This window comes from Kitasatospora sp. NPDC001261, assembly GCF_042896795.1.
Classification (GTDB): Bacteria; Actinomycetota; Actinomycetes; order Streptomycetales; family Streptomycetaceae; genus Kitasatospora.
Map to the genome: position 1 here is coordinate 42,700 of NZ_JBIAXP010000043.1, position 18,876 is coordinate 61,575.

Annotated in this window: 17 protein-coding genes; 9 read left to right on the top strand and 8 right to left on the bottom strand. The window is 73.6% G+C overall.

Going from position 1 to position 18,876, the window contains the following annotated elements:
- Positions 1-2: 2 nt before the first annotated feature.
- The 3 genes from ACFY4B_RS39515 to ACFY4B_RS39525 all read right to left on the bottom strand — a co-directional run bounded on the left by ACFY4B_RS39515 (position 3) and on the right by ACFY4B_RS39525 (position 1,711).
- Positions 3-458 (bottom strand): MarR family winged helix-turn-helix transcriptional regulator, encoded by a 456-nt coding sequence (locus ACFY4B_RS39515; protein ID WP_049652396.1) that lies wholly within the window; start codon positions 456-458, stop codon positions 3-5.
- A gap of 84 nt (positions 459-542) precedes the next feature.
- Positions 543-959, bottom strand: coding sequence for a DUF3037 domain-containing protein (locus ACFY4B_RS39520; protein WP_049652398.1), 417 nt, complete (start codon positions 957-959; stop codon positions 543-545).
- Positions 956-1,711: a HipA family kinase gene (locus ACFY4B_RS39525; protein ID WP_049652400.1), complete on the bottom strand. Its 756-nt coding sequence runs from the start codon at positions 1,709-1,711 to the stop codon at positions 956-958. Before ACFY4B_RS39525 ends, ACFY4B_RS39520 begins: the two co-directional genes overlap by 4 nt.
- A 191-nt stretch (positions 1,712-1,902) precedes the next feature.
- On the opposite strand from ACFY4B_RS39525, the gene ACFY4B_RS39530 reads away from it, so the two are divergent.
- Entirely contained in the window at positions 1,903-3,261 is a 1,359-nt protein-coding gene (locus ACFY4B_RS39530) for an NAD(P)/FAD-dependent oxidoreductase (protein WP_387976208.1), read from the top strand.
- A gap of 63 nt (positions 3,262-3,324) precedes the next feature.
- On the opposite strand, the gene ACFY4B_RS39535 is transcribed toward ACFY4B_RS39530, so the two are convergent.
- Both ACFY4B_RS39535 and ACFY4B_RS39540 read right to left on the bottom strand, forming a co-directional pair.
- Complete coding sequence (locus ACFY4B_RS39535; protein WP_387976210.1) at positions 3,325-4,554, bottom strand: GDSL-type esterase/lipase family protein; 1,230 nt, start codon at positions 4,552-4,554, stop codon at positions 3,325-3,327.
- A gap of 254 nt (positions 4,555-4,808) precedes the next feature.
- Positions 4,809-6,146 carry an aminotransferase class I/II-fold pyridoxal phosphate-dependent enzyme gene (locus ACFY4B_RS39540; RefSeq protein ID WP_380744731.1) on the bottom strand — a complete coding sequence of 446 codons (1,338 nt, stop codon included), beginning with the start codon at positions 6,144-6,146 and terminating at the stop codon, positions 4,809-4,811.
- A 34-nt stretch (positions 6,147-6,180) separates the two neighbouring features.
- Here ACFY4B_RS39540 and ACFY4B_RS39545 point away from each other — a divergent pair, with 34 nt between their 5' ends.
- The 6 genes from ACFY4B_RS39545 to ACFY4B_RS39570 all read left to right on the top strand — a co-directional run bounded on the left by ACFY4B_RS39545 (position 6,181) and on the right by ACFY4B_RS39570 (position 11,900).
- Complete coding sequence (locus ACFY4B_RS39545; protein ID WP_049655499.1) at positions 6,181-6,852, top strand: pyridoxamine 5'-phosphate oxidase family protein; 672 nt, start codon at positions 6,181-6,183, stop codon at positions 6,850-6,852.
- Between the two features lie 14 nt (positions 6,853-6,866).
- Positions 6,867-7,604 (top strand): FMN-binding negative transcriptional regulator, encoded by a 738-nt coding sequence (locus ACFY4B_RS39550; RefSeq protein ID WP_387976213.1) that lies wholly within the window; start codon positions 6,867-6,869, stop codon positions 7,602-7,604.
- A gap of 195 nt (positions 7,605-7,799) precedes the next feature.
- Complete coding sequence (locus ACFY4B_RS39555) at positions 7,800-9,134, top strand: sugar porter family MFS transporter (protein ID WP_387976241.1); 1,335 nt, start codon at positions 7,800-7,802, stop codon at positions 9,132-9,134.
- Positions 9,135-9,195: 61 nt separating this feature from the next.
- Positions 9,196-9,828 (top strand): dienelactone hydrolase family protein, encoded by a 633-nt coding sequence (locus ACFY4B_RS39560; protein ID WP_387976244.1) that lies wholly within the window; start codon positions 9,196-9,198, stop codon positions 9,826-9,828.
- 181 nt (positions 9,829-10,009) lie between these two features.
- Positions 10,010-11,272, top strand: coding sequence for an MFS transporter (locus tag ACFY4B_RS39565; RefSeq protein WP_387976216.1), 1,263 nt, complete (start codon positions 10,010-10,012; stop codon positions 11,270-11,272).
- Positions 11,273-11,372: 100 nt separating this feature from the next.
- A complete protein-coding gene (locus tag ACFY4B_RS39570; RefSeq protein ID WP_387976219.1) occupies positions 11,373-11,900 on the top strand; it encodes an HAD domain-containing protein in 528 nt (175 codons plus the stop codon).
- On the opposite strand, the gene ACFY4B_RS39575 is transcribed toward ACFY4B_RS39570, so the two are convergent.
- Positions 11,878-12,666 (bottom strand): CPBP family intramembrane glutamic endopeptidase, encoded by a 789-nt coding sequence (locus ACFY4B_RS39575; protein ID WP_117492396.1) that lies wholly within the window; start codon positions 12,664-12,666, stop codon positions 11,878-11,880. The genes ACFY4B_RS39570 and ACFY4B_RS39575 overlap by 23 nt on opposite strands.
- 95 nt (positions 12,667-12,761) lie before the next feature.
- Positions 12,762-14,267: a glutamate--cysteine ligase gene (locus tag ACFY4B_RS39580; protein WP_049655516.1), complete on the bottom strand. Its 1,506-nt coding sequence runs from the start codon at positions 14,265-14,267 to the stop codon at positions 12,762-12,764.
- 378 nt (positions 14,268-14,645) lie between these two features.
- On the opposite strand from ACFY4B_RS39580, the gene ACFY4B_RS39585 reads away from it, so the two are divergent.
- Both ACFY4B_RS39585 and ACFY4B_RS39590 read left to right on the top strand, forming a co-directional pair.
- The gene (locus ACFY4B_RS39585) at positions 14,646-15,218 is read left to right on the top strand and encodes a hypothetical protein (RefSeq protein WP_074004468.1); all 573 of its coding nucleotides are present in this window, start codon (positions 14,646-14,648) and stop codon (positions 15,216-15,218) included.
- A 412-nt stretch (positions 15,219-15,630) separates the two neighbouring features.
- Complete coding sequence (locus ACFY4B_RS39590; protein WP_049659119.1) at positions 15,631-15,822, top strand: DUF5999 family protein; 192 nt, start codon at positions 15,631-15,633, stop codon at positions 15,820-15,822.
- A 118-nt stretch (positions 15,823-15,940) separates the two neighbouring features.
- On the opposite strand, the gene gcvP is transcribed toward ACFY4B_RS39590, so the two are convergent.
- Positions 15,941-18,841, bottom strand: coding sequence for an aminomethyl-transferring glycine dehydrogenase (gcvP, locus tag ACFY4B_RS39595; protein ID WP_074004467.1), 2,901 nt, complete (start codon positions 18,839-18,841; stop codon positions 15,941-15,943).
- Between the last annotated feature and the right edge of the window lie 35 nt (positions 18,842-18,876).

Here is an 18,876-nt window from a genome sequence, read left to right on the forward strand (position 1 = left end):
TCCTACTGCGCGCCGCCCGTACGACCGGCCAGCACCGGCAGCACCTGGGAGCAGATCGAGTGCAGGGCGATCCGCTGCTCGTCGGTCATCGCCTCGAAGGCCTGGTGGGTCCGGGCCATCTCGCCGCGGATGCGGTTCAGGATCTCCCGGCCCTCGGCCGTGATCACCACGATCTTCACCCGGCGGTCACCGGCCGCCGCCTCCCGGTTGGCCAGGCCCAGCGACTCCAGCCGGTCCACGATCCCGGTGACGTTCGAGGCGTCGCAGCCGAGCCTCCCGGCCAGCGCGCGCATCGGCACCGGCTCCTGCACCGCGCCCAGCGCCTTGGCCTGCGAGGAGGAGAGCCCGTGCCGGGCCGCGGCGGCCGCGAAGTCCTGGAAGTACGCGGCACCGACGGAGGCCAGCGCCTCCATCAACTCGGCGTTGGTCGGTACGGTCGTCGTCGCTGTCGAACCCATGGGGCCAGAGTACGACCAGGTGCTTCAGTAACTCAAGCTTTGACCACGGCAACCGTCCGCGAGCCGCCCCGGAACCCTCCGGTGTCAGAGCACCAGCTGGTCGAACAGCCGCCGGAGCTCCGCCTCCGGGTCCGCGGTCAGCCCGGTGTGCACCGGCCCCGGCTGGACGATCGCGCTGCGCGGCGCGGTCAGCCAGCGGAACCGCTGCCCGGCGCTGTCCCCCGCCGCCGGACCGGCCTGCGGGCCGCCGTGGCAGACCGCCTCGATCCCCTGCAGCGCCCGCCGCACGCCCTGCACGTCCGCCACCGGGTCCAGCGCCAGCAGCCGGGCCTGGTCCAGGTGGGTCCGGGCGGCCAGGTGCGATTCCTGTCGGCAGTACAGCAGCACCCCGACGTTGACGCACTCGCCGCGCTCGACCCTCGGCACCGCGCGGATCACGGCGTACTCGTAGTCGTGCAGCTCGACGGTGGCCGGCAGCACGGACAGCGTGAACTCGGTCATGCGGGCACCTCCGGCAGCCAGTCGCGCGGACCGGCCAGTCGCTCGGTCAGCTGGGTCCGGTACGCGGCGCGCACCTCGTCGGGCGAGTCGAAGCCGAACTCGTCCACCAGCCAGACCTCGGGGATCTGCGCCACCGCGCCCTCGATCGCCGCCTCGGCGAGCGGCGCGAGCGCCTTGTCGGCCGCCGCCAGGTCCGGCCGGGCCCCCAGCAGCGCGTGGTCGGAGGCGTCGTACGGACGGCGGATCCAGGCGGCGGCACCCGGCCAGTTGTGGTGGAAGATCAGGCTCGCGCCGTGGTCGATCAGCCGCAGCCCGCCGGTCGCCACCAGCAGGTTGGGGTTGCGCCAGGAGCGGTCGACGTTGCCGATCAGCGCGTCGAACCAGAGCACCTGCCCGGCGAGCTCCGGATCCACCTCGAAGCAGAGCGGGTCGAAGTTGAGCGCGCCGCTGACGAAGGCCATCCCGAGGTTGGTCCCGCCGCTGGCCCTCATCTGGTCCTGGATCTGGTGGTCGGGCTCGCTGCGCGCGAGCACCGGGTCCAGGTCGACCGTCACCAGCTCCGGCACCGGCAGCCCGAGCCGCCGGCCGAGCTCCCCGGCCAGCACCTCCGCGACCAACGCCTTGCGGCCCTGCGCCGCACCGACCCATTTCAGCGCGTACAGCCGCCGATCGTCGGCCTCGACCAGGCCCGGCATCGAGCCGCCTTCTCGCAGTGGCGTCACGTACCGGATCGCCGTCACCTCGGGTAGCACGGCCGACAGCCTATCGGTGTCGCCACCCTTTCCTCTCTCCCCCTCCCGCCGCCACCCCGTTCTCCCTCTTCTCCCTTTTCTCCCCGCCCTCCTCCACCCCACCCCCACGGCCCCGCCCCGGTGGCAGCCCCCGCTGCTCCGTGCGAGTGTGGCGGACAGTAATGGGGACCTTCACGGCAAAGGGATGAGCGATGGAACGACCTCGGATCCTGATCGTGGGCGGTGGCTTCGCCGGCCTGGAGTGCGCCCGCCGCCTCGAACACAAGCTGTCACCGTCGGAGGCCGAGATCTCGCTGGTCACGCCGTTCAGCTACCAGCTCTACCTCCCCCTCCTCCCCCATGTCGCGGCCGGCGTCCTCACCCCGCAGTCCGTGGCCGTCTCGCTGCGCCGCACGCTGCGCCGCACCCACATCGTCCCCGGCGGCGCCATCGGTGTGGACCCGGCCTCCAAGGTGTGCGTCGTCCGCAAGATCACCGACGAGGTGGTGGCGCAGAAGTACGACGTCCTGGTGCTCGCCCCCGGCAGCGTCACCCGCACCTTCGACATCCCCGGCCTCACCGACTACGCCCGCGGCATGAAGACGCTCGCCGAGGCGGCCTACGTCCGCGACCACGTGATCGCCCAACTCGACCTCGCCTCGGCCACCTTGGACCAGAAGGAGCGCGAGTCCCGGCTCCAGTTCGTGGTGGTCGGCGGCGGCTACGCGGGCACCGAGACGGCCGCCTGCCTCCAGCGCCTGACCACCGCCGCCTCCCACCGCTACCCGCGTCTGGACGCCCGGCAGATCAAGTGGCACCTGATCGACATCGCCCCGAAGCTGATGCCGGAGCTCGGCGACCCGCTCGGCGAGGCCGCCCTGGAGGTGCTGCGCGACCGCGGCATCGAGGTGTCGCTGGGCGTCTCGGTGGCCGAAGTCGGCGCCGAGACGGTCAAGTTCACCGACGGCCGGGTGCTCCCCTGCCGCACTCTGATCTGGACGGCCGGGGTGGCCGCGAGCCCGCTGATCGGCACCCTGGACGCCGAGACGGTCCGCGGCCGGCTCGCCGTGACGGCGGAGATGCGGGTGCCGCAGTTCGAGGGCGTGTTCGCGCTCGGCGACGCCGCCGCCGTCCCCGACCTCGCCAAGGGCGACGGCGCGGTCTGCCCGCCGACCGCCCAGCACTCCGCCCGTCAGGGCCGCGCGGTCGCGAACAACGTGATCGCCTCGCTCCGCAACCAGCCCCTGGAGCCTTACTACCACAAGGACTTGGGCCTGGTGGTCGACCTCGGCGGCAAGGACGCGGTCTCCAAGCCGCTCGGCATCGAGCTGCGCGGGGTGCCCGCCCAGCTGGTGGCGCGCGGCTACCACCTGATGGCGATGCGCACCAACGCGGCCAAGTTCCGGGTGGGCGCCAACTGGCTGCTCAACGCGACCGCCGGCGACGACTTCGTCCGGACCGGCTTCCTCGCCCGCCAGCCCGCCCGGCTGCAGGACTTCGAGTACACCGACGCGTACCTGACGAAGGATCAGGTCATCGCGCACGCCCAGTCCCTGCTCGCCAAGGGCTGAGCACCGCGGAACGGCGGAACGGCGCCCCCACGGCCGAGGCCGCGGGGGCGCCGAACCGTGTGCTCACCGTGCGGTCAGGTACATCCCGCTCGCGTCCTGCCCGGCCGTGTTGCGGCACGCGTAGTCACCGCTCGGGCGCGCCCACAGCAGCGTCAGGCAGCGCCCGACCGCCTGCTGGCCGTAGTAGTTGGGGTGCATCGACTCCTGCAGCACGCCCTGCGTGGAGTTGAGGCCGCCGTCCAGGAAGCGCGCCCACTCGCTGGTGGTCGCGGACGGACCGGAGCTCGCGGTCGGCTGCCGGGTGGCCGTCGAGCAGACCTCGCGGCCCTGCAGCATGTCCGACAGGTCCAGGAACTGCGCGCCCTTGGCGGTGGCGACGCCCGCCAGCGCCTGGGAGATCTGCGGCACCATCGAGTCGCGGGCCCAGTCGGCGTCGCCGTCCCAGAACGGGCAGCCGCCGGTGTTGGAGCGGGTCCAGCCGCTCTCCGGGTACCGCATCTCGGCGCCGCGCGGGATCGGCGACGGGTAGGACTGCAGCACCAGGCGGTAGTCCGACTGCGCGTAGCCGGCGCCGGCCATCACCGCGCGGATCTCGTCGATCGCCTTGCCGACCCCGGCCATCGCGGCGGGCATCTTGGCGTCGATCCCGGACTGCGCGGAGTCGTGGCAGTAGGAGTACCAGATCAGGTAGTCCTGCACGCAGGTGGAGATGACGTCCGAGAAGCCCAGGTCGTTGCCGCCGATCGACAGGGTGATCAGCTTGACGTTGTTCTGCCGTGCCACGGTGGCGAGTTGGTCGGCCTGCGGGGCCTCGCCCTTGAGCGACTGCCCGCCGTTGGCGGCACGGAAGACGTTGGCGCTGACGGCGCCGGAGCAGGCCAGGTCGATCTCGTTCTGGGCCCCGGTCGAGGCGCTGAGCACCTCGGCGACGTCCGAGCGGTCGCACCCGCTCGCGGCGGTGGCGCCGTAGACCCGCGAGGGGTCGTACGAACTGCCGGTCCAGGCCCGGTCGGTGCCGTTGCGGCCGCCGCCGGTGCCGGCCGCGTTGCCCTTCCAGCGGCCGGCCTCGCCGGAGATGTAGCTGTCGCCGAGGGTGACGCTGGCGGTGGGCCCGGACGGCACGACAGCCGGTGCGGCCGGGGCGGACGGAGCGGCGGAGGCCGGCGAGGCGACGGCCAGCCCCGCGACGGCGATCGGGAGGGCCAGGGCCGCGGCGAGCAGCCGTCGGCCGGGGCGAGGGGCGCTGCCGGTGCTGCGGGTGCTGCGGGCGCTGCTCGAACAGTTCTCGGGCACTGCGGAACTCCTGCGGCTCGGTCCTCCCGGGGAAACGGGGAACGGGAGGACGCCTGGGTGAGGGTGGGCCGCCGGCCGGTGGCGCGATGAAGATGACATGCGCGCGCCCACCACCGCTAGGCGTCTGCGGGAGGTTTCCGCTTTTGTTACCGCCGGGTTCAGACCAACCGGGCGGGCGACGCCCGGACGCCGCCCGCGGTTCATACCCGCCACACCTGCCCCACCCGCCCCGCACCCCAGGGCCCGACCACGACTCACACCAGCCGCGACCCGCCCCCGCCCGCACCCAGCACCGCCGCCAGGTCCTCCGCCAGCTCCCGCGCCTGGGCCGCCTCCAGTCGCGCCGTGGTGAACCGCAACCCGGGCGGCGACTGGATCCGGTACCGCGCGCCGGGCGCCGCGACCCAGCCGCGCTGCACCAGCGCCGCCAGCACCGAGGTCTCGTCCGGCACCGGCACCCAGACGTTCAGTCCGCTCCGCCCGTGCGCCGCGATCCCGCGCGCCGCCAGCTCGTCCAGCAGCGCGTCCCGCCGGGCCCGGTACGCGGCGGCCACCCGGTCGGCCGGCGCGGCGTCGCCGCTCCACAGCTCCGCGACGGTGCGCTGCAGCAGGTGGCTGACCCAGCCGGCGCCCAGCCGCAGCCGGCCGGTCACCCGTCCGATCGTCTCCTCGTCCCCGACCGCCACCGAGACCCGCAGGTCCGGCCCGTACGCCTTGGCCGCCGAGCGCACCACCGCCCAGTGCCGGGTGCCCGCCCCGACCAGCGGGTGGTACGGCTGGTCGACCATGCCGTGCCCGTGGTCGTCCTCGATCAGCAGCACCCCGGGGTGCTCGGCCAGGACGGCCTTGAGCGCCTCGGCCCGCCGCGCGGTGAGCGCCGCACCGGTCGGGTTCTGCGCCCGGCTGGTGACCACCACGGCCCGGACGCCCTCGGCCAGCGCGGCGGCCAGCGACCCCGGCAGCGGGCCCTCGTCGTCCAGCCGGACGGGCACCTGCTTCAGCCCCAGCGCGGGCAGCAGGTCGAGCAGGCTGCCCCAGCCCGGGTCCTCGACGGCCACCGCGTCGCCGGGGCGCAGCCGGGCGCCGAGGATCCGTTCGACGGTGTCCAGCGAGCCGGAGGCGACGGCGATCGGGCCGCCGGGCAGGCCGTCGGCCTCGAAGGAGGCGCGGGCGAGTGCGAGCAGCCGCGGGTCGACGCCGGCGTGGCCGTACAGCACGGGGTCGGTGCGCGCGGCCTCGGCGGCGGCCGCGAGGGCCTGGGCGAGGTCGGGCAGCAGGGCCGGGTCGGGGTTGCCGGTGGACAGGTCGCGGGCGTGCGGCGGGACGGGGATGCGGATCTGGTCGCGCGGGGTGAGCGCGGGTCTGGGCAGGATGCGGCTGCCCTTGCGGCCGGCGGTCTCGATCACGCCGCGGTCGCGCAGCAGCCGGTAGGCGGCGGCGACGGTGTTGGGGTTGACGCCCAGTTCGGCGGCGAGGTCGCGCAGCGGGGGCAGCGCGGTTCCCGGGGCGAGCTGCCCGCTGCTCACGCCCTGCTCGACGTGGGCCGCGATTTCGCTGGCGCGTCGCCCTTTCAGCGGATAGTCTCCTAGCACAAAGCTAAGTATGCACTAGTACATAGAGGATGTCATGTCGGCCAACCCGGAAGACTCGCCCAGCTACTCCCGCACCCCCAGGACCACCCCCACCCGCTACCGGGACCGGGCCACCTGGGAGCAGGAGGCGATCCACGCCATCCTCGACAGCGCCTACATCTGCCACCTCGGCTTCGTCGTCGACGGCGCCCCCGTGGTCCTGCCGACGATCTTCGCCCGGGTCGGCAGCCGGCTCTACGTCCACGGCTCCACCGGAAGCCGCCCGATGCGCAACGCCTCCGGCGAGCAGGGCATGCCGGTGTGCGTCACCGTCACCCAGGTCGACGCGCTGGTGCTGACCAAGTCCGCGTTCAACCACTCGGTGAACTTCCGCTCGGTGGTCGCCCACGGCACCGCGCACCAGGTCACCGACCCCGAGGAACTGGACGTCGCGCTCGCCGCCCTGGTCGACCACGCGATACCGGGGCGCTCCGCCGAGGTCCGTCCGGCCAACGCCAAGGAGCTCGCCGCCACCGCCGTCGTCCGGCTGGAGCTGGACGAGGTCTCGGCCAAGACCCGGGAGGACGGCGCCGCCGACGACCCGGAGGACACCGGCCTGCCGTACTGGTCCGGGCTGATCCCGGTCACCACCGTGCACGGCACCCCCGAGCCGCACCCCGGCACCGCCGTCCCGCTCCCCGCGCACCTGCGCGGCTACCCCCGCTGACGGGAGGCCCACCCGTGCTGATCAGATCCTGGGACCGCGGCGACGAGGCCGAGTGGCGCGCCTGGCTGGCCGAGGGCCGCGACTTCGGCCTGCTCGCCGCCAACGGCGGCCCCGGCGAGGGGCCGGTGCTGGTGCCGACGCACTTCCTGCTGGACGCCGACCGCGGCGAGATCCTGCTCCACCTCGCCGCGCCCAACCCGCTGCTGGCCGCCGTCCGGGCCGACCCGAAGGTCACCCTCGCGGTCACCGACGGCTACGCCTTCGCCCCGGGCCACTGGCGCGGCGCACCGGGCACGCCCACCAGCTACTACGCCTCCGTCCACTTCCACTGCACCGCCGAGGTGGTGGAGTCCGCGGCCGGCAAGGCCGAGATCCTCAACCGCCAGCTGGCGCACTTCCAGCCCGAGACGCCGGAGGTCCGGGTGGTGCCCGGCGAGGGCGAGCCGGCCCGGCAGCTGCCCGGCCTGCGCGGGCTCCGGCTGACCGTCGACGAGGTGCGGGCCAAGTTCAAGTACGACGACAAGAAGCCCGCCGAGGCGCAGTACGCGATCGCCGACCGGCTCGCCGAACGCGCCGACGGCCGGGGGCGCGGCCGCGACCAGTACGCCGCCGCCCGGGCCCAGCTGCTCCGCCGTCACCGGCGGCGCACCGACGGGCCGCGGGGCGCGGCCGGCCCCGTGGGCGACAACCTCCGCGCCGACCTCCCGCGCACCGTCGACCGGCGCACCGAGCGGCCGCGCGCCGCCGACTGACCCCGGATCACCCGGTCGGCCGCCCCCTCGGGCAGGTCGGCCGCCGCGCTGCTCGAATGTGAGACGAGCCCTGCCCACTCGGCGTCAGAGCGGGCCCGTCCACCCCCGGGAGCGCGCGTGTCCTCAGTCAACAGCCAACGGGCGGCCGGCGAGGCCCACCTCGGCCACGTGGTGTTCATCTCGGCGGCCGCCGCCATGGGCGGCTTCCTGTTCGGCTACGACAGCGCGGTGATCAACGGCGCCGTGACGGGCATCCAGAAGCACTTCGGGGTCGGCCACGGCACCACCGCCTTCGTGGTGGCGATCGCGCTGCTCGGCTCGGCGGTGGGCGCGGTGATCGCCGGCCGGCTCGCCGACCGCCTCGGCCGGGTCCGCACGATGCTGCTGGCCGCCGCCCTGTTCGCGGCCAGCGGCATCGGCTCGATGTTCCCGCCGAACATCGAGACCCTCGCCACCTGGCGCGTGGTCGGCGGCATCGCGATCGGCATCGCCTCGGTGATCGCCCCGACCTACATCGCCGAGGTCGCCCCGACCGCGTACCGCGGCCGGCTCGCCTCCTTCCAGCAGATGGCGATCGTGCTCGGCATCACCGTCTCCCAGCTCGCCAACTGGGCCCTCAACCAGGCCGCCGGCGGCGAGTCCACCAACCACCTCGGCGGCATCCAGGCCTGGCAGTGGATGCTCGGCGTCGAGGCCATCCCGGCCCTGGTGTACGGGCTGATGGCGCTCGCCATCCCGGAGTCGCCGCGCTTCCTGATCGCCGACCACCGCGAGGAGCAGGCCCGCAAGGTCCTGGTCGAGGTCGAGGGCGAGGGCGTGGACCTGGACGCCCGGGTCGCGGAGATCCGCTCGGTACTGGAGTCCAGCCACAAGCCCCGGATGAAGGACCTGATGGGCGGCCGCTTCGGCCTGCTGCCGATCGTCTGGGTCGGCATCGGCGCCTCGGTGTTCCAGCAGTTCGTCGGCATCAACGTGATCTTCTACTACTCGTCCCTGCTGTGGCAGTCGGTCGGCATCAACGAGTCCAACTCGCTGCTGATCAGCCTCTCCACCTCGATCATCAACGTGATCGGCACGGTGATCGCGATGGCCCTGGTGGACCGGATCGGCCGCAAGCCGCTCGCCCTGGCCGGCTCGATCGGCATGGCGGCCGCGCTGGGCACCGCCGCCTGGGCGTTCTCCTACCGGGAGGGCACCGGCGACACCGCCACCCTGGACAACACCCACGCCACCGTCGCCCTGGTCGCCGCGCACGTCTTCGTGCTCTGCTTCGCCTTCTCCTGGGGCGTGGTGGTCTGGGTCCTGCTCGGCGAGATGTTCCCCAACCGGATCCGCGCGCTGGCGCTGTCCGTCGCCGCCTCGGCGCAGTGGATCGCCAACTGGGCGATCACCGTCAGCTTCCCGGACCTCGCCGACTGGAACCTCTCCGCGACGTACGTCATCTACGCGGCCTTCGCGCTGCTCTCCATCCCGTTCGTGGCCTTCTGCATCAAGGAGACCAAGGGACGCGCCCTGGAGGAGATGGGCTGACCAGGGCGGCTCCCGGCAGAACGTCACCTTCCCGAGCAACGGCCGTACCGCGCACGGCTACCTGGCCCGCCCGCCGCAGGGCGTCGGACCGGGCCTGGTGGTGGTGCAGGAGTGGTGGGGCCTGACCTCGCACATCGCCGACATGGCCGACCGCTTCGCCGCCGAGGGCTTCACCGTCCTCGCCCCCGACCTGTTCGGCGGCGCCACCACCCACGACGGCACCGAGGCGGCCCGCTTCCGGCGCGAGCTGCCGGTCGACCGGGCGGTGGAGGACCTGGCCGGGGCGGTCGACCACCTGCTCGCGCTGGACGGCGTGGTCGGCGACGCGGTCGGCGTGGTCGGCTTCTGCATGGGCGGCGGCTTCGCCCTGCTGCTGGCCGCCCGGGCCGGCGACAGGGTGGCCGCCGTGGTCCCGTTCTACGGCCTGCCGCCCGACCCGGACTTCGACTACCGCGGCCTGACCGCCCACGTGCTCGGCCACTTCGGCGAGCTGGACGGCTCGATCCCGATGGCCGCCGTGGACGAGGCGGCGATCCGGATCGGCGAGGCCACCGACGTCCGCCCGGAGATCCACTTCTACCCGGCCGGGCACGCCTTCATGAACGACGAGAACCTGATCGGCACCTACGACCCGCTCCAGGCCCGGATCGCCTGGCGCCGCACCGTCACCTTCCTCTGGGGCCACCTCGGCTGACGGGGCCGGCACGGCCGACGGGGCAGACCTCGACGTACGGGGCCACCTCGGCCGACGGGGCAAGCTCGGCCGACGGAGCGAACTCGGCCGACGGGGCAAGCTCGGCTGAAACCCCACCCTCCCGACGCCCCGGTACGACAACCGGATGGACACCCGTACGCCCCCACGGCATAGTCTCCGGGTGCCGACCCCACCCTCACGCCGCTTCGCCTGGGCGAGCCGCAACTTCCGCATCCAGACCGCCGCCACCGTGGTCAGCGGCCTCGGCAACGCCGGCGCCCCCATCGCCACCGCCTTCGCCGTGCTCGGCACCGGCGGCACCACGGCCGAGGTCGGCTACGTCACCGCCGCCCGGCTGGTGCCCACCGTCCTGCTGATGGTGGTCGGCGGCACCCTCGCCGACCGGCTGCCGCGCCACCTGATCATGGTCGCCGCCAACGTGTTCAGCGGGGTCTCCCAGGCCGTCCTGGCCGCCCTGGTGCTGACCGGTGACGTCCGGCTCTGGCAGATGCTGGCGCTCTCCGCGGCCGGCGGGGCCGGCTACGCCCTCTACTCCCCCGCCTCCGGCGGCATGATCATGCAGGCCGTCCCCCAGGAGCATGCCGCCCGCGCCTTCGCGGTCTTCCGGATGGGCCTCAACGCCTCCCAGATCGGCGGCGCCGCCCTCGGCGGGGCGCTCACCGCCCTCGTCGGCCCGGGCTGGGTGCTCGCCCTGGACGCCCTGTGCTTCCTGGTCGCCGCCGCCCTCCGCTTCTTCCTGGAGCCGGAGAAGGCCCCCGCGTCCTCCGGCAGCAGCATGCTGCGCGACCTGCGCGAGGGCTGGCGGGAGTTCGCCTCCCGCCGCTGGCTCTGGGTGATCGTGCTCCAGTTCTCGGTGCTGGTCGCCTGCATCAACGCGGTGGAGTCGGTGTACGGGCCGACCGCCGCCAAGGAGCGGCTCGGCGGGGCGGGCGCCTGGGGCCTGGCGATGGCCGCCTACGGCGTCGGCCTGGTGGCCACCGGCGTGCTGATGACGCGCTGGCGGCCGCGCCGGATCCTGCTGGTCGGCAACTGGGGGGTCTTCCTGTTCGGCGTGCCCGCCCTGGCCCTCGCCGCCGAGGTGCCGCTGCCGCTGCTGGTCGTCGCGATGTTCCTGTCCGGCGTCGGCGTCACCGTCTTCGGCGTCAACTGGATGGTCGCGCTCCAGCAGGAGATACCCGAGGAGATGTTCTCCCGGGTCACCGCGTACGACGAGCTCGGCTCCTACTCGCTGGCCCCGGTCGGCACCGCGCTGGCCGGCCCCGCCGCCGTGGCGCTCGGCCTGTCGGGCGCGCTCTGGGCGTGCGCCGCCGCCTGTCTGGTGCTCAGCGCGGTCGTCCTGCTGGACCCGCAGGTGCGCCGGCTGAGCCGTCGGGGCACGACGGACGCACCGGTGCCCGTCAGCGAGCCCGCGCCCGCTCCGTGAGCCCCCTGTGCGCCCCGCGTGCGCCCGCCCGTGGGCAACCGCAGGTGCGCGGGTGACGTCCGAAGTGTCAGGAAAAACCACCGTCTCCGAGGGGCCACCGGTGCCGAAGCCACTGCTGTTCCTGGACGTCGACGGCGTCCTCAACCCGGTCCGCCCCCACCCGGACGCCGGGTTCGACACCCACACCCTGTTCGGCTACACCGTCCTGCTGTCCGCCCGGCACGGCACCTGGCTGCGCGAGCTCGCCGGAACGTACGACCTGGTCTGGGCGACGACGTGGGAGGAGAACGCGAACACCCACATCGCCCCGGCGATCGGCCTGGACCCGCTCCCGGTGGTCACCTTCACCGGCTACGTCCCGCGGCCCGGCGACCCGCGCGTCCCGCTGATGGAGCTGTTCTCCGCCGCCAAGTGGGCCCCGCTGCTGCGCTACGCCGCCGGCCGGCCGTTCGCCTGGGTGGACGACGTCATCCCGCCGCGGCTGGTCCGCCGCTCCCGGTTGCGCCGGGACCGCCTGCTGCTGCCCGTCGACCCCGGCGAGGGCCTGGAGCGCCGACACGTCGACCGGCTGCTCGCCCGTCCGCCGCGCGGCCGGGCGCGGTCGCTCAAGGGGTCGGCAGCCAGCTGACGTGCCCGGCCAGCAGCGCGTACCCGACAAAGGCCACCGTGTCGATCAGCGCGTGCGCCACCACCAGCGGCATCACCCGCCCCCAGCGCCGGTACAGCAGGCAGAACACCACGCCCATCACCATGTTGCCGACCAGCCCGCCGACCCCCTGGTAGAGGTGGTACGAGCCGCGCAGCACCGAACTCGCCGCCACCGCCGCCGGCCAGGACCACCCGACCTGCCCCACCCGGCGCAGCAGGTAGCCGAGGACGACGACCTCCTCCAGGATCGCGTTCTGCCAGGCCGACAGCAGCAGCACCGGCACCCGCCACCACACGTCCGGCAGCCCGGACGGCGCCACCGTCAGGTTGTACCCGGCCGCCTGCGAGGCCAGGTAGAGCGCCAGCCCCGACCCGCCGATCGCGGCCGCGACGGCGGCGCCCCGCCCCAGGTCGCGCAGCTTCTGCCCGAGGTCGAAGCCCAGCACCCGCAGCGCGACGCCCTCGCGCACCAGCAGGTACCCGACCAGCACCACCGGCATCAGCCCGCGCCCGATGTAGTACAGCTGCCACACCAGGTCCAGCCAGGGCCGCCCGGGCGCCCGCGAGCCGTTCAGCGTGGCGACCTGCTGGCCGAGCTTGAGCGGTTCGGTGAGCGAGCCGGTGAAGCTGATCAGCGCGCTGATCCCGCTGGCCCCGAGCGAGAGGCCGAGGACGATCAGCAGCTCCGCGCCGAACAGCCGACGGGTGGGCTTCGCGGTCTCCGGCGCGGTCGGGACGGTGGTCACGGGGGCTCCAGCGGACGGGCGGTCGCTCCGGCCGTCGGCCGACCACCGGAGCGATCATCCTGACACAGCCGCCGGACCGCCCCGACGGGGAGGGCTCAGCCCACCGGCCAGGTGTGCACCGGCTCGCCGCCGCGCATGAGTTCGGCGTAGCGCCTGGTCATCGCCGCGAGCGCGGCCGGCCGGTCCATCCCGTACTGCTCGCGCAGCCGGTGGAAGGTGGCGGTCTGCCAGGACGCGCCGTTGGTGCGGCGCAGGCAGCGCTGCTCGATGATGCCCAGGTAGCGGTCCCGGTCGGCGGGCTCCACGCCCCACTCGTCCAGCCCCTGGTAGGCCATCGGCAGCAGCTCGTTGAGCACCAGGTCGACCGCGGACACGGTCTGCAGCCCGCCGCCGCGCCCGGCCCGCCCCGAGCGCGGCCACTGGAACACCGCGTCGATGCCGTACCGGGCGCCCTGCTGGAAGTTCTCGTCCGCCCGCTCGAACGGCAGCCGGGTCCAGATCGGCCGGGGCTGCTCGGCCAGCACCCGCACCAGCCCGTAGTAGAAGGCGGCGTTGGCGAGCGTGTCGGCGACCGTCGGCCCGGCCGGCAGCGCCCGGTTCTCCACCCTCAGGTGCGCCACCCCGCCCGCGATGTCGTACACCGGGCGGTTCCAGCGGTAGATGGTGCCGTTGTGCAGCCGCATCTCGGCGAGCCTGGGCGCGCCGCCGGAGGCCAGCACCTTCATCGGGTCCTCGTCGTCGCAGATCGGCAGCAGCGCGGGGAAGTACCGCAGGTTCTCCTCGAACAGGTCGTACGCCGAGTCCACCCAGCGCTCGCCGAACCAGGTGATCGGGCGCACGCCCTGGGCCTTGAGCTCCGCCGTACGGGTGTCACAGGCCTGTTGGAAGAGCACCGGACGGGTCTCCCGCCACAGCTCCCGCCCGAACAGGAAGGGCGAGTTGGCGCCGAGCGCGAGCTGCGGCCCGCAGATCGCCTGGGCCGCGTTCCACACCGAGGAGAACCGCTGCGGGGTCACCTGGAGGTGCAGTTGGAGCGAGGTGGCGGCGGCCTCGGCCACCATGGTGATCGACTCCAGCTGGAGGTGCTCGACGCCCTCGATGTCCAGCGCGATGTCCTCCCCGCGGGCGGCCAGGATCTGGTCGCTGAGCAGGCTGTACCGCTGGTTGTGGCTCATCGCGTCCAGCCCGGTGTGGGCGTGCTCCAGGGTCGGCAGGATGCCCACCATGACGATCCGGGCGCCCGCCTCGGCCGCCTGCCGGTCGGCGTAGCGCAGCCCGGTGTCGATCTCCTCGCGCAGCTCCTCGAACACGTGCCCGCAGAGCCGGTGCGGCGTGATGTTGACCTCGATGTTGAAGCGGCCCAGTTCGGTCTGGAAGTCGCTGGAGCCGATCGCGCTCAGCACCTGCGCGTTGTTCATGGCCGGCAGGCCCTGCTCGTCGGCCAGGTTGAGCTCGATCTCCAGGCCCATCACCGCCCGCGGCCGGTCGAAGCGGTCCTCCCGGATCATCCGTCCGAGCACGTCCAGACACGTGTGGAGCTTGCGCCGGTAGAGCTGCCGGTCCGCCAGTTCCGCCCGAGTCGCCACGACCTTCTCGCCCACGGTCCCCTCCTCCAGAGCCACCCCGTCGAGCACCCGGTCGACCGACCGTGCAAGCATGATGCCCACCGCGAAGATCGATACCCGAACGTGCGTACTGGCTTGCAATGCAAGGCATCTGACGGAAAATCAGACGAACTGTGGACTTGCCCGACACCACAGCCTGTGATAAACAGATCACCCTGCGCACCTGTTCGAATTCGCACAGCGCTCCGGCCGGTCCGCCTCGCCCCGAAAGCCCTCGTCGAGGCGGCGACCGCGCCGGCACCGCGATCCTGCACAACCGGACACGGCCCGGCCCCGTCACCGACGACGCGTCGCCCCGCCACGCCGGTATGCCGCACTCGCACGCCGATCTCGCTTGGAGAGGCGGACCCCGCCATGACTCTGCAAACCCCCCAGCCCCCGCCGAGCGCCCTGCGCGCCGTCCTGGGCGCGCTCGACTCGGAGACCGCGCTGCGCCAGCCCGCCGCCGCAGCACTGCGCCATCCGACCGGCCCACTGCTCCCCGCCCACCCGCTCGCGGTGCACGTCCTGAACGGCCCGCGCCCGGAGCTGCCGGCCGCCCGCCGCACCGGCTGGCGCTTCCTGATCAAGGACGGCGCCGAGGTGGCCGCCGCCGCCGAGGTGGTGCAGAGCGCCGAGGGCCACAGCTTCTCCCACTTCACCGCCGGCCCCTACCTCGACTCGACGGTCCGGGCGCTGCGCGAGGCCTGGCAGCTCGCCCAGGGCTCCCGGACCCGCCGGCAGCCCCGGCTGCTGACCTTCCCCGGCCAGTACGCCACGGCGCTCTGGCTGCACAACCCCGACGCCGACCCGGACGGCGACCTCCTGATCCCCCTGGCCCCGGCCCCGCTCGGCGTCGCCGCGCACCGCGCCCGGCCCGCCGCCGAACTGCTGCCGCTGCTCGCCCGCGCCCCGCTCGCCGGGCCGCTGCTGCTCGGCACCTCCTGACCCGCCGACGCCCCACGGGCCGCCGGGCCCACCCGCCCGGCGGCCCTCGACCGCGCCCGCGCGCCCGCCCCCAAACCCTCACCCGAACGGTGACCACCCGTCCGGGCCATTCGGCATGGCCCCAACGGGCCATGTCCCGACTGACCCACCGGTGCGCCTTTTCCCGTCGGCCCCACCTGAACGGGTGATCTCTACCCGGGAGTTGTGGCGCATGTCACGAAATCCCTGCGCGCGGCTCCCGGGATGCCGACACTGGGAACCAGCGTGGAAGGACCCCCTGTCCTACCCACTTGGGCGCCGGCCCACACTTGGCCGGCGCGCGGACAGGATCCGACCACCGCGGCGGCCCCGGACGGCACCACCTCCGGCGACCGCACCACGGGGAGGATCGCAGAGCGAAGCGAGGGTACGCATGTGCCAGCACCGTCCTGAGTGCCCGACGGCCGAGTCCGAGGACCGCGAGGCGGCCGTATCGGTGGCCCGTCACCCGGAGCAGGGCTGGAGCCTGCTCTGCAACGGCGTCGTCCTGTTCGAGGACACCGGCGAACTGCTGCCCGACGGCCGGGTGATCGCCCCGCGCCGCCCCGTCGCCCACGCGGCCTGACCACCCGGTCCGACCGTACGGCGGGGGCAGCCGCCGACCAGCGCAGACGGGCAGGGCCCCGGTGGAGAACTCCGCCGGGGCCCTGCCGTCCGACCCGGACCACCTGGGCCCGGTCGGGTCAGACGCCGTACTCGTCCAGCGGCGGGCAGGAGCAGACCAGGTTGCGGTCGCCGTACGCGCCGTCGATCCGGCTCACCGGCGGCCAGTACTTGTCCGCCGGGTTCACGCCCGCCGGGAAGACCGCCTCCTGCCGCGAGTAGCCGTGCGCCCAGTCGCCGGCCAGCGTGGCGGCGGTGTGCGGGGCGTTGCGCAGCGGGTTGTCGTCGGCCGCCCACTCGCCCGAGCCGACCTTGTCGACCTCGGCCCGGATGGTGATCATCGCGTCGCAGAAGCGGTCGATCTCGTGCAGGTCCTCGGACTCGGTCGGCTCGATCATCAGCGTGCCGGCCACCGGGAAGGACATCGTCGGCGCGTGGAAGCCGTAGTCGATCAGGCGCTTGGCGATGTCGTCCACCGTCACGCCCGTCTCCTTGGTCAGCGGGCGCAGGTCGATGATGCACTCGTGCGCGACCAGCCCGCCCGGACCGGTGTAGAGCACCGGGAAGTGCGGCGCCAGGCGCTTGGCGATGTAGTTGGCGTTCAGCACCGCGACCTGGGTCGCGTGCTTGAGGCCCTCGCCGCCCATCAGCCGGACGTACGCCCAGGAGATCGGCAGGATGGCCGCCGAGCCCCACGGCGCGGCCGAGATCGGGCCCACGCCGGTGGCCGGGCCGGCCTCCGGCTGCAGCGGGTGGTTCGGCAGGTACGGCGCCAGGTGGGCGCGCACCGCGACCGGGCCGACGCCCGGGCCGCCACCGCCGTGCGGGATGCAGAAGGTCTTGTGCAGGTTCAGGTGCGAGACGTCCGCGCCGAACTTGCCCGGCTTGGCCAGGCCGACCAGGGCGTTCAGGTTGGCGCCGTCCACGTACACCTGGCCACCGGCCTCGTGCACCAGGGCGCAGATGTCGGTGATCTGGGTCTCGTACACGCCGTGGGTGGACGGGTAGGTGACCATCAGCACGGCGAGGTTGTCGCGGTGCTGCTCGATCTTGGCCTTCAGGTCCTCAACGTCCACGTCGCCGTCGACCAGGGTCTTCACCACGACCACGCGCATGCCGGCCATCACCGCGGAGGCCGCGTTGGTGCCGTGCGCCGAGGACGGGATCAGGCAGACGTCGCGCTGGGTGTCGCCGTTGGCGTGGTGGTAGGCGCGCACGGCCAGCAGACCGGCCAGCTCGCCCTGCGAGCCCGCGTTCGGCTGGATCGACACGGCGTCGTAGCCGGTCACCTCGACCAGCTGCTGCTCCAGCTGGCGGATCAGGGTCAGGAAGCCCTGGGCCTGGTCGATCGGCGCGAAGGGGTGCAGCTGGCCGAACTCCGGCCAGGTCACCGCCTCCATCTCGGTGGTCGCGTTGAGCTTCATGGTGCAGGAGCCCAGCGGGATCATGCCGCGGTCCAGCGCGTAGTCCCGGTCCGACAGGCGGCGCAGGTAGCGCAGCATGGCGGTCTCCGAGCGGTGGCTGTGGAAGACCGGGTGGGTCAGGTACTCGTCCTCGCGCAGCAGCGCGGCGGGCAGCGCGTCGGCGGCCTCGGCGACCTCGACGGCGGGGACGCCGAACGCGGCCCAGACGCCGGCCAGGTGCTCGCGGGTGGTGGTCTCGTCGGTGGAGACGGAGATCCGGTCCGCGCCGTCCTGGTGGACGTTGATGCCGTTGGCGCGGGCGGCGGCGGCGATCTCCGCGGCGCGGCCCGGGACGACGGCGGTGACGGTGTCGAAGAACTCGCCGTGCAGCAGCTCGACGCCGCCGGCCCGCAGGCCCTCGGCGAGGGCGGCGGCGTAGCGGTGGGTGCGGCGGGCGATGTCGGCCAGGCCGTCGGGGCCGTGGTAGACGGCGTACATCGAGGCCATCACGGCGAGCAGCACCTGGGCGGTGCAGATGTTGCTGGTGGCCTTCTCGCGGCGGATGTGCTGCTCGCGGGTCTGCAGCGCCAGGCGGTAGGCGCGGTTGCCGTCGACGTCGACGGAGACGCCGACCAGGCGGCCGGGCAGCGAGCGGGCGAACTCGGCGCGCACCGACAGGTAGCCGGCGTGCGGACCGCCGAAGCCCATCGGCACGCCGAAGCGCTGCGAGGTGCCGCAGGCGATGTCGGCGCCCAGCGAACCCGGGGACTTGAGCAGGGTCAGCGCGAGCAGGTCGGCGGCGACGGCGACGATCGCGCCCAGGCCGTGCGCCTGCTCGATCACCGCGGTGAGGTCGCGGACCACACCGGTGGCGCCCGGGTACTGGAGCAGCACGCCGAAGACGCCGCGCTCGACGATCTCGGCCGGGATGCCCTCGGACAGGTCGGCGACGACGACCTCGACACCGGTCGGCACGGCACGGGTGTTGATCACCGCGACGGTCTGCGGCAGGGTCTCGGCGTCGACCAGGAAGACGCCGCCCTTGACCTTGGTGACGCGGCGGGCCAGCGCCATCGCCTCGGCGGCCGCGGTGCCCTCGTCCAGCAGCGAGGAGCCGGAGGTCGGCAGGCCGGTCAGGTCGGAGACCAGGGTCTGGAAGTTGAGCAGCGCCTCCAGGCGGCCCTGCGAGATCTCCGGCTGGTACGGGGTGTAGGCGGTGTACCAGGCCGGGTTCTCCATGACGTTGCGCAGGATCACCGGCGGGGTGAAGGTGCCGTAGTAGCCCAGGCCGATCATCGGCTGGAGCACCTGGTTGCGGCCGGCCAGCTCGCGCAGCTCGGCGAGGACCTGGGCCTCGGTCCGGCCCGCGGGCAGGTCCAGGGCGGTGATGGAGCGGATCGCCTCGGGCACCGCGGTGGCGGCGAGCTCGTCCAGCGAGCCGTAGCCGACGGACGCCAGCATCTTCTCCTGCGCGGCGGCGTCGGGGCCGATGTGGCGGTTCTCGAAGGGGCTGGCCAGCTCAAGCTCGGTGAGGGTCGAGGCGCCGGTGGGGCGTCCCGCGTTCGGCTGGGCGTTCATGGTGGTCGAGGCCTCCTGGTCACGGACCGGCGGGG

Bases quoted from the DNA above. Each gene is read 5' to 3' on its own strand.
- ACFY4B_RS39515 (WP_049652396.1), bottom strand. From the start codon at position 458: ATGGGTTCGACAGCGACGACGACCGTACCGACCAACGCCGAGTTGATG.
- ACFY4B_RS39520 (WP_049652398.1), bottom strand. From the start codon at position 959: ATGACCGAGTTCACGCTGTCCGTGCTGCCGGCCACCGTCGAGCTGCAC.
- ACFY4B_RS39530 (WP_387976208.1), top strand. From the start codon at position 1,903: ATGGAACGACCTCGGATCCTGATCGTGGGCGGTGGCTTCGCCGGCCTG.
- ACFY4B_RS39545 (WP_049655499.1), top strand. From the start codon at position 6,181: ATGTCGGCCAACCCGGAAGACTCGCCCAGCTACTCCCGCACCCCCAGG.
- ACFY4B_RS39555 (WP_387976241.1), top strand. From the start codon at position 7,800: ATGGGCGGCTTCCTGTTCGGCTACGACAGCGCGGTGATCAACGGCGCC.
- ACFY4B_RS39585 (WP_074004468.1), top strand. From the start codon at position 14,646: ATGACTCTGCAAACCCCCCAGCCCCCGCCGAGCGCCCTGCGCGCCGTC.
- ACFY4B_RS39590 (WP_049659119.1), top strand. From the start codon at position 15,631: ATGTGCCAGCACCGTCCTGAGTGCCCGACGGCCGAGTCCGAGGACCGC.
- gcvP (WP_074004467.1), bottom strand. From the start codon at position 18,841: ATGAACGCCCAGCCGAACGCGGGACGCCCCACCGGCGCCTCGACCCTC.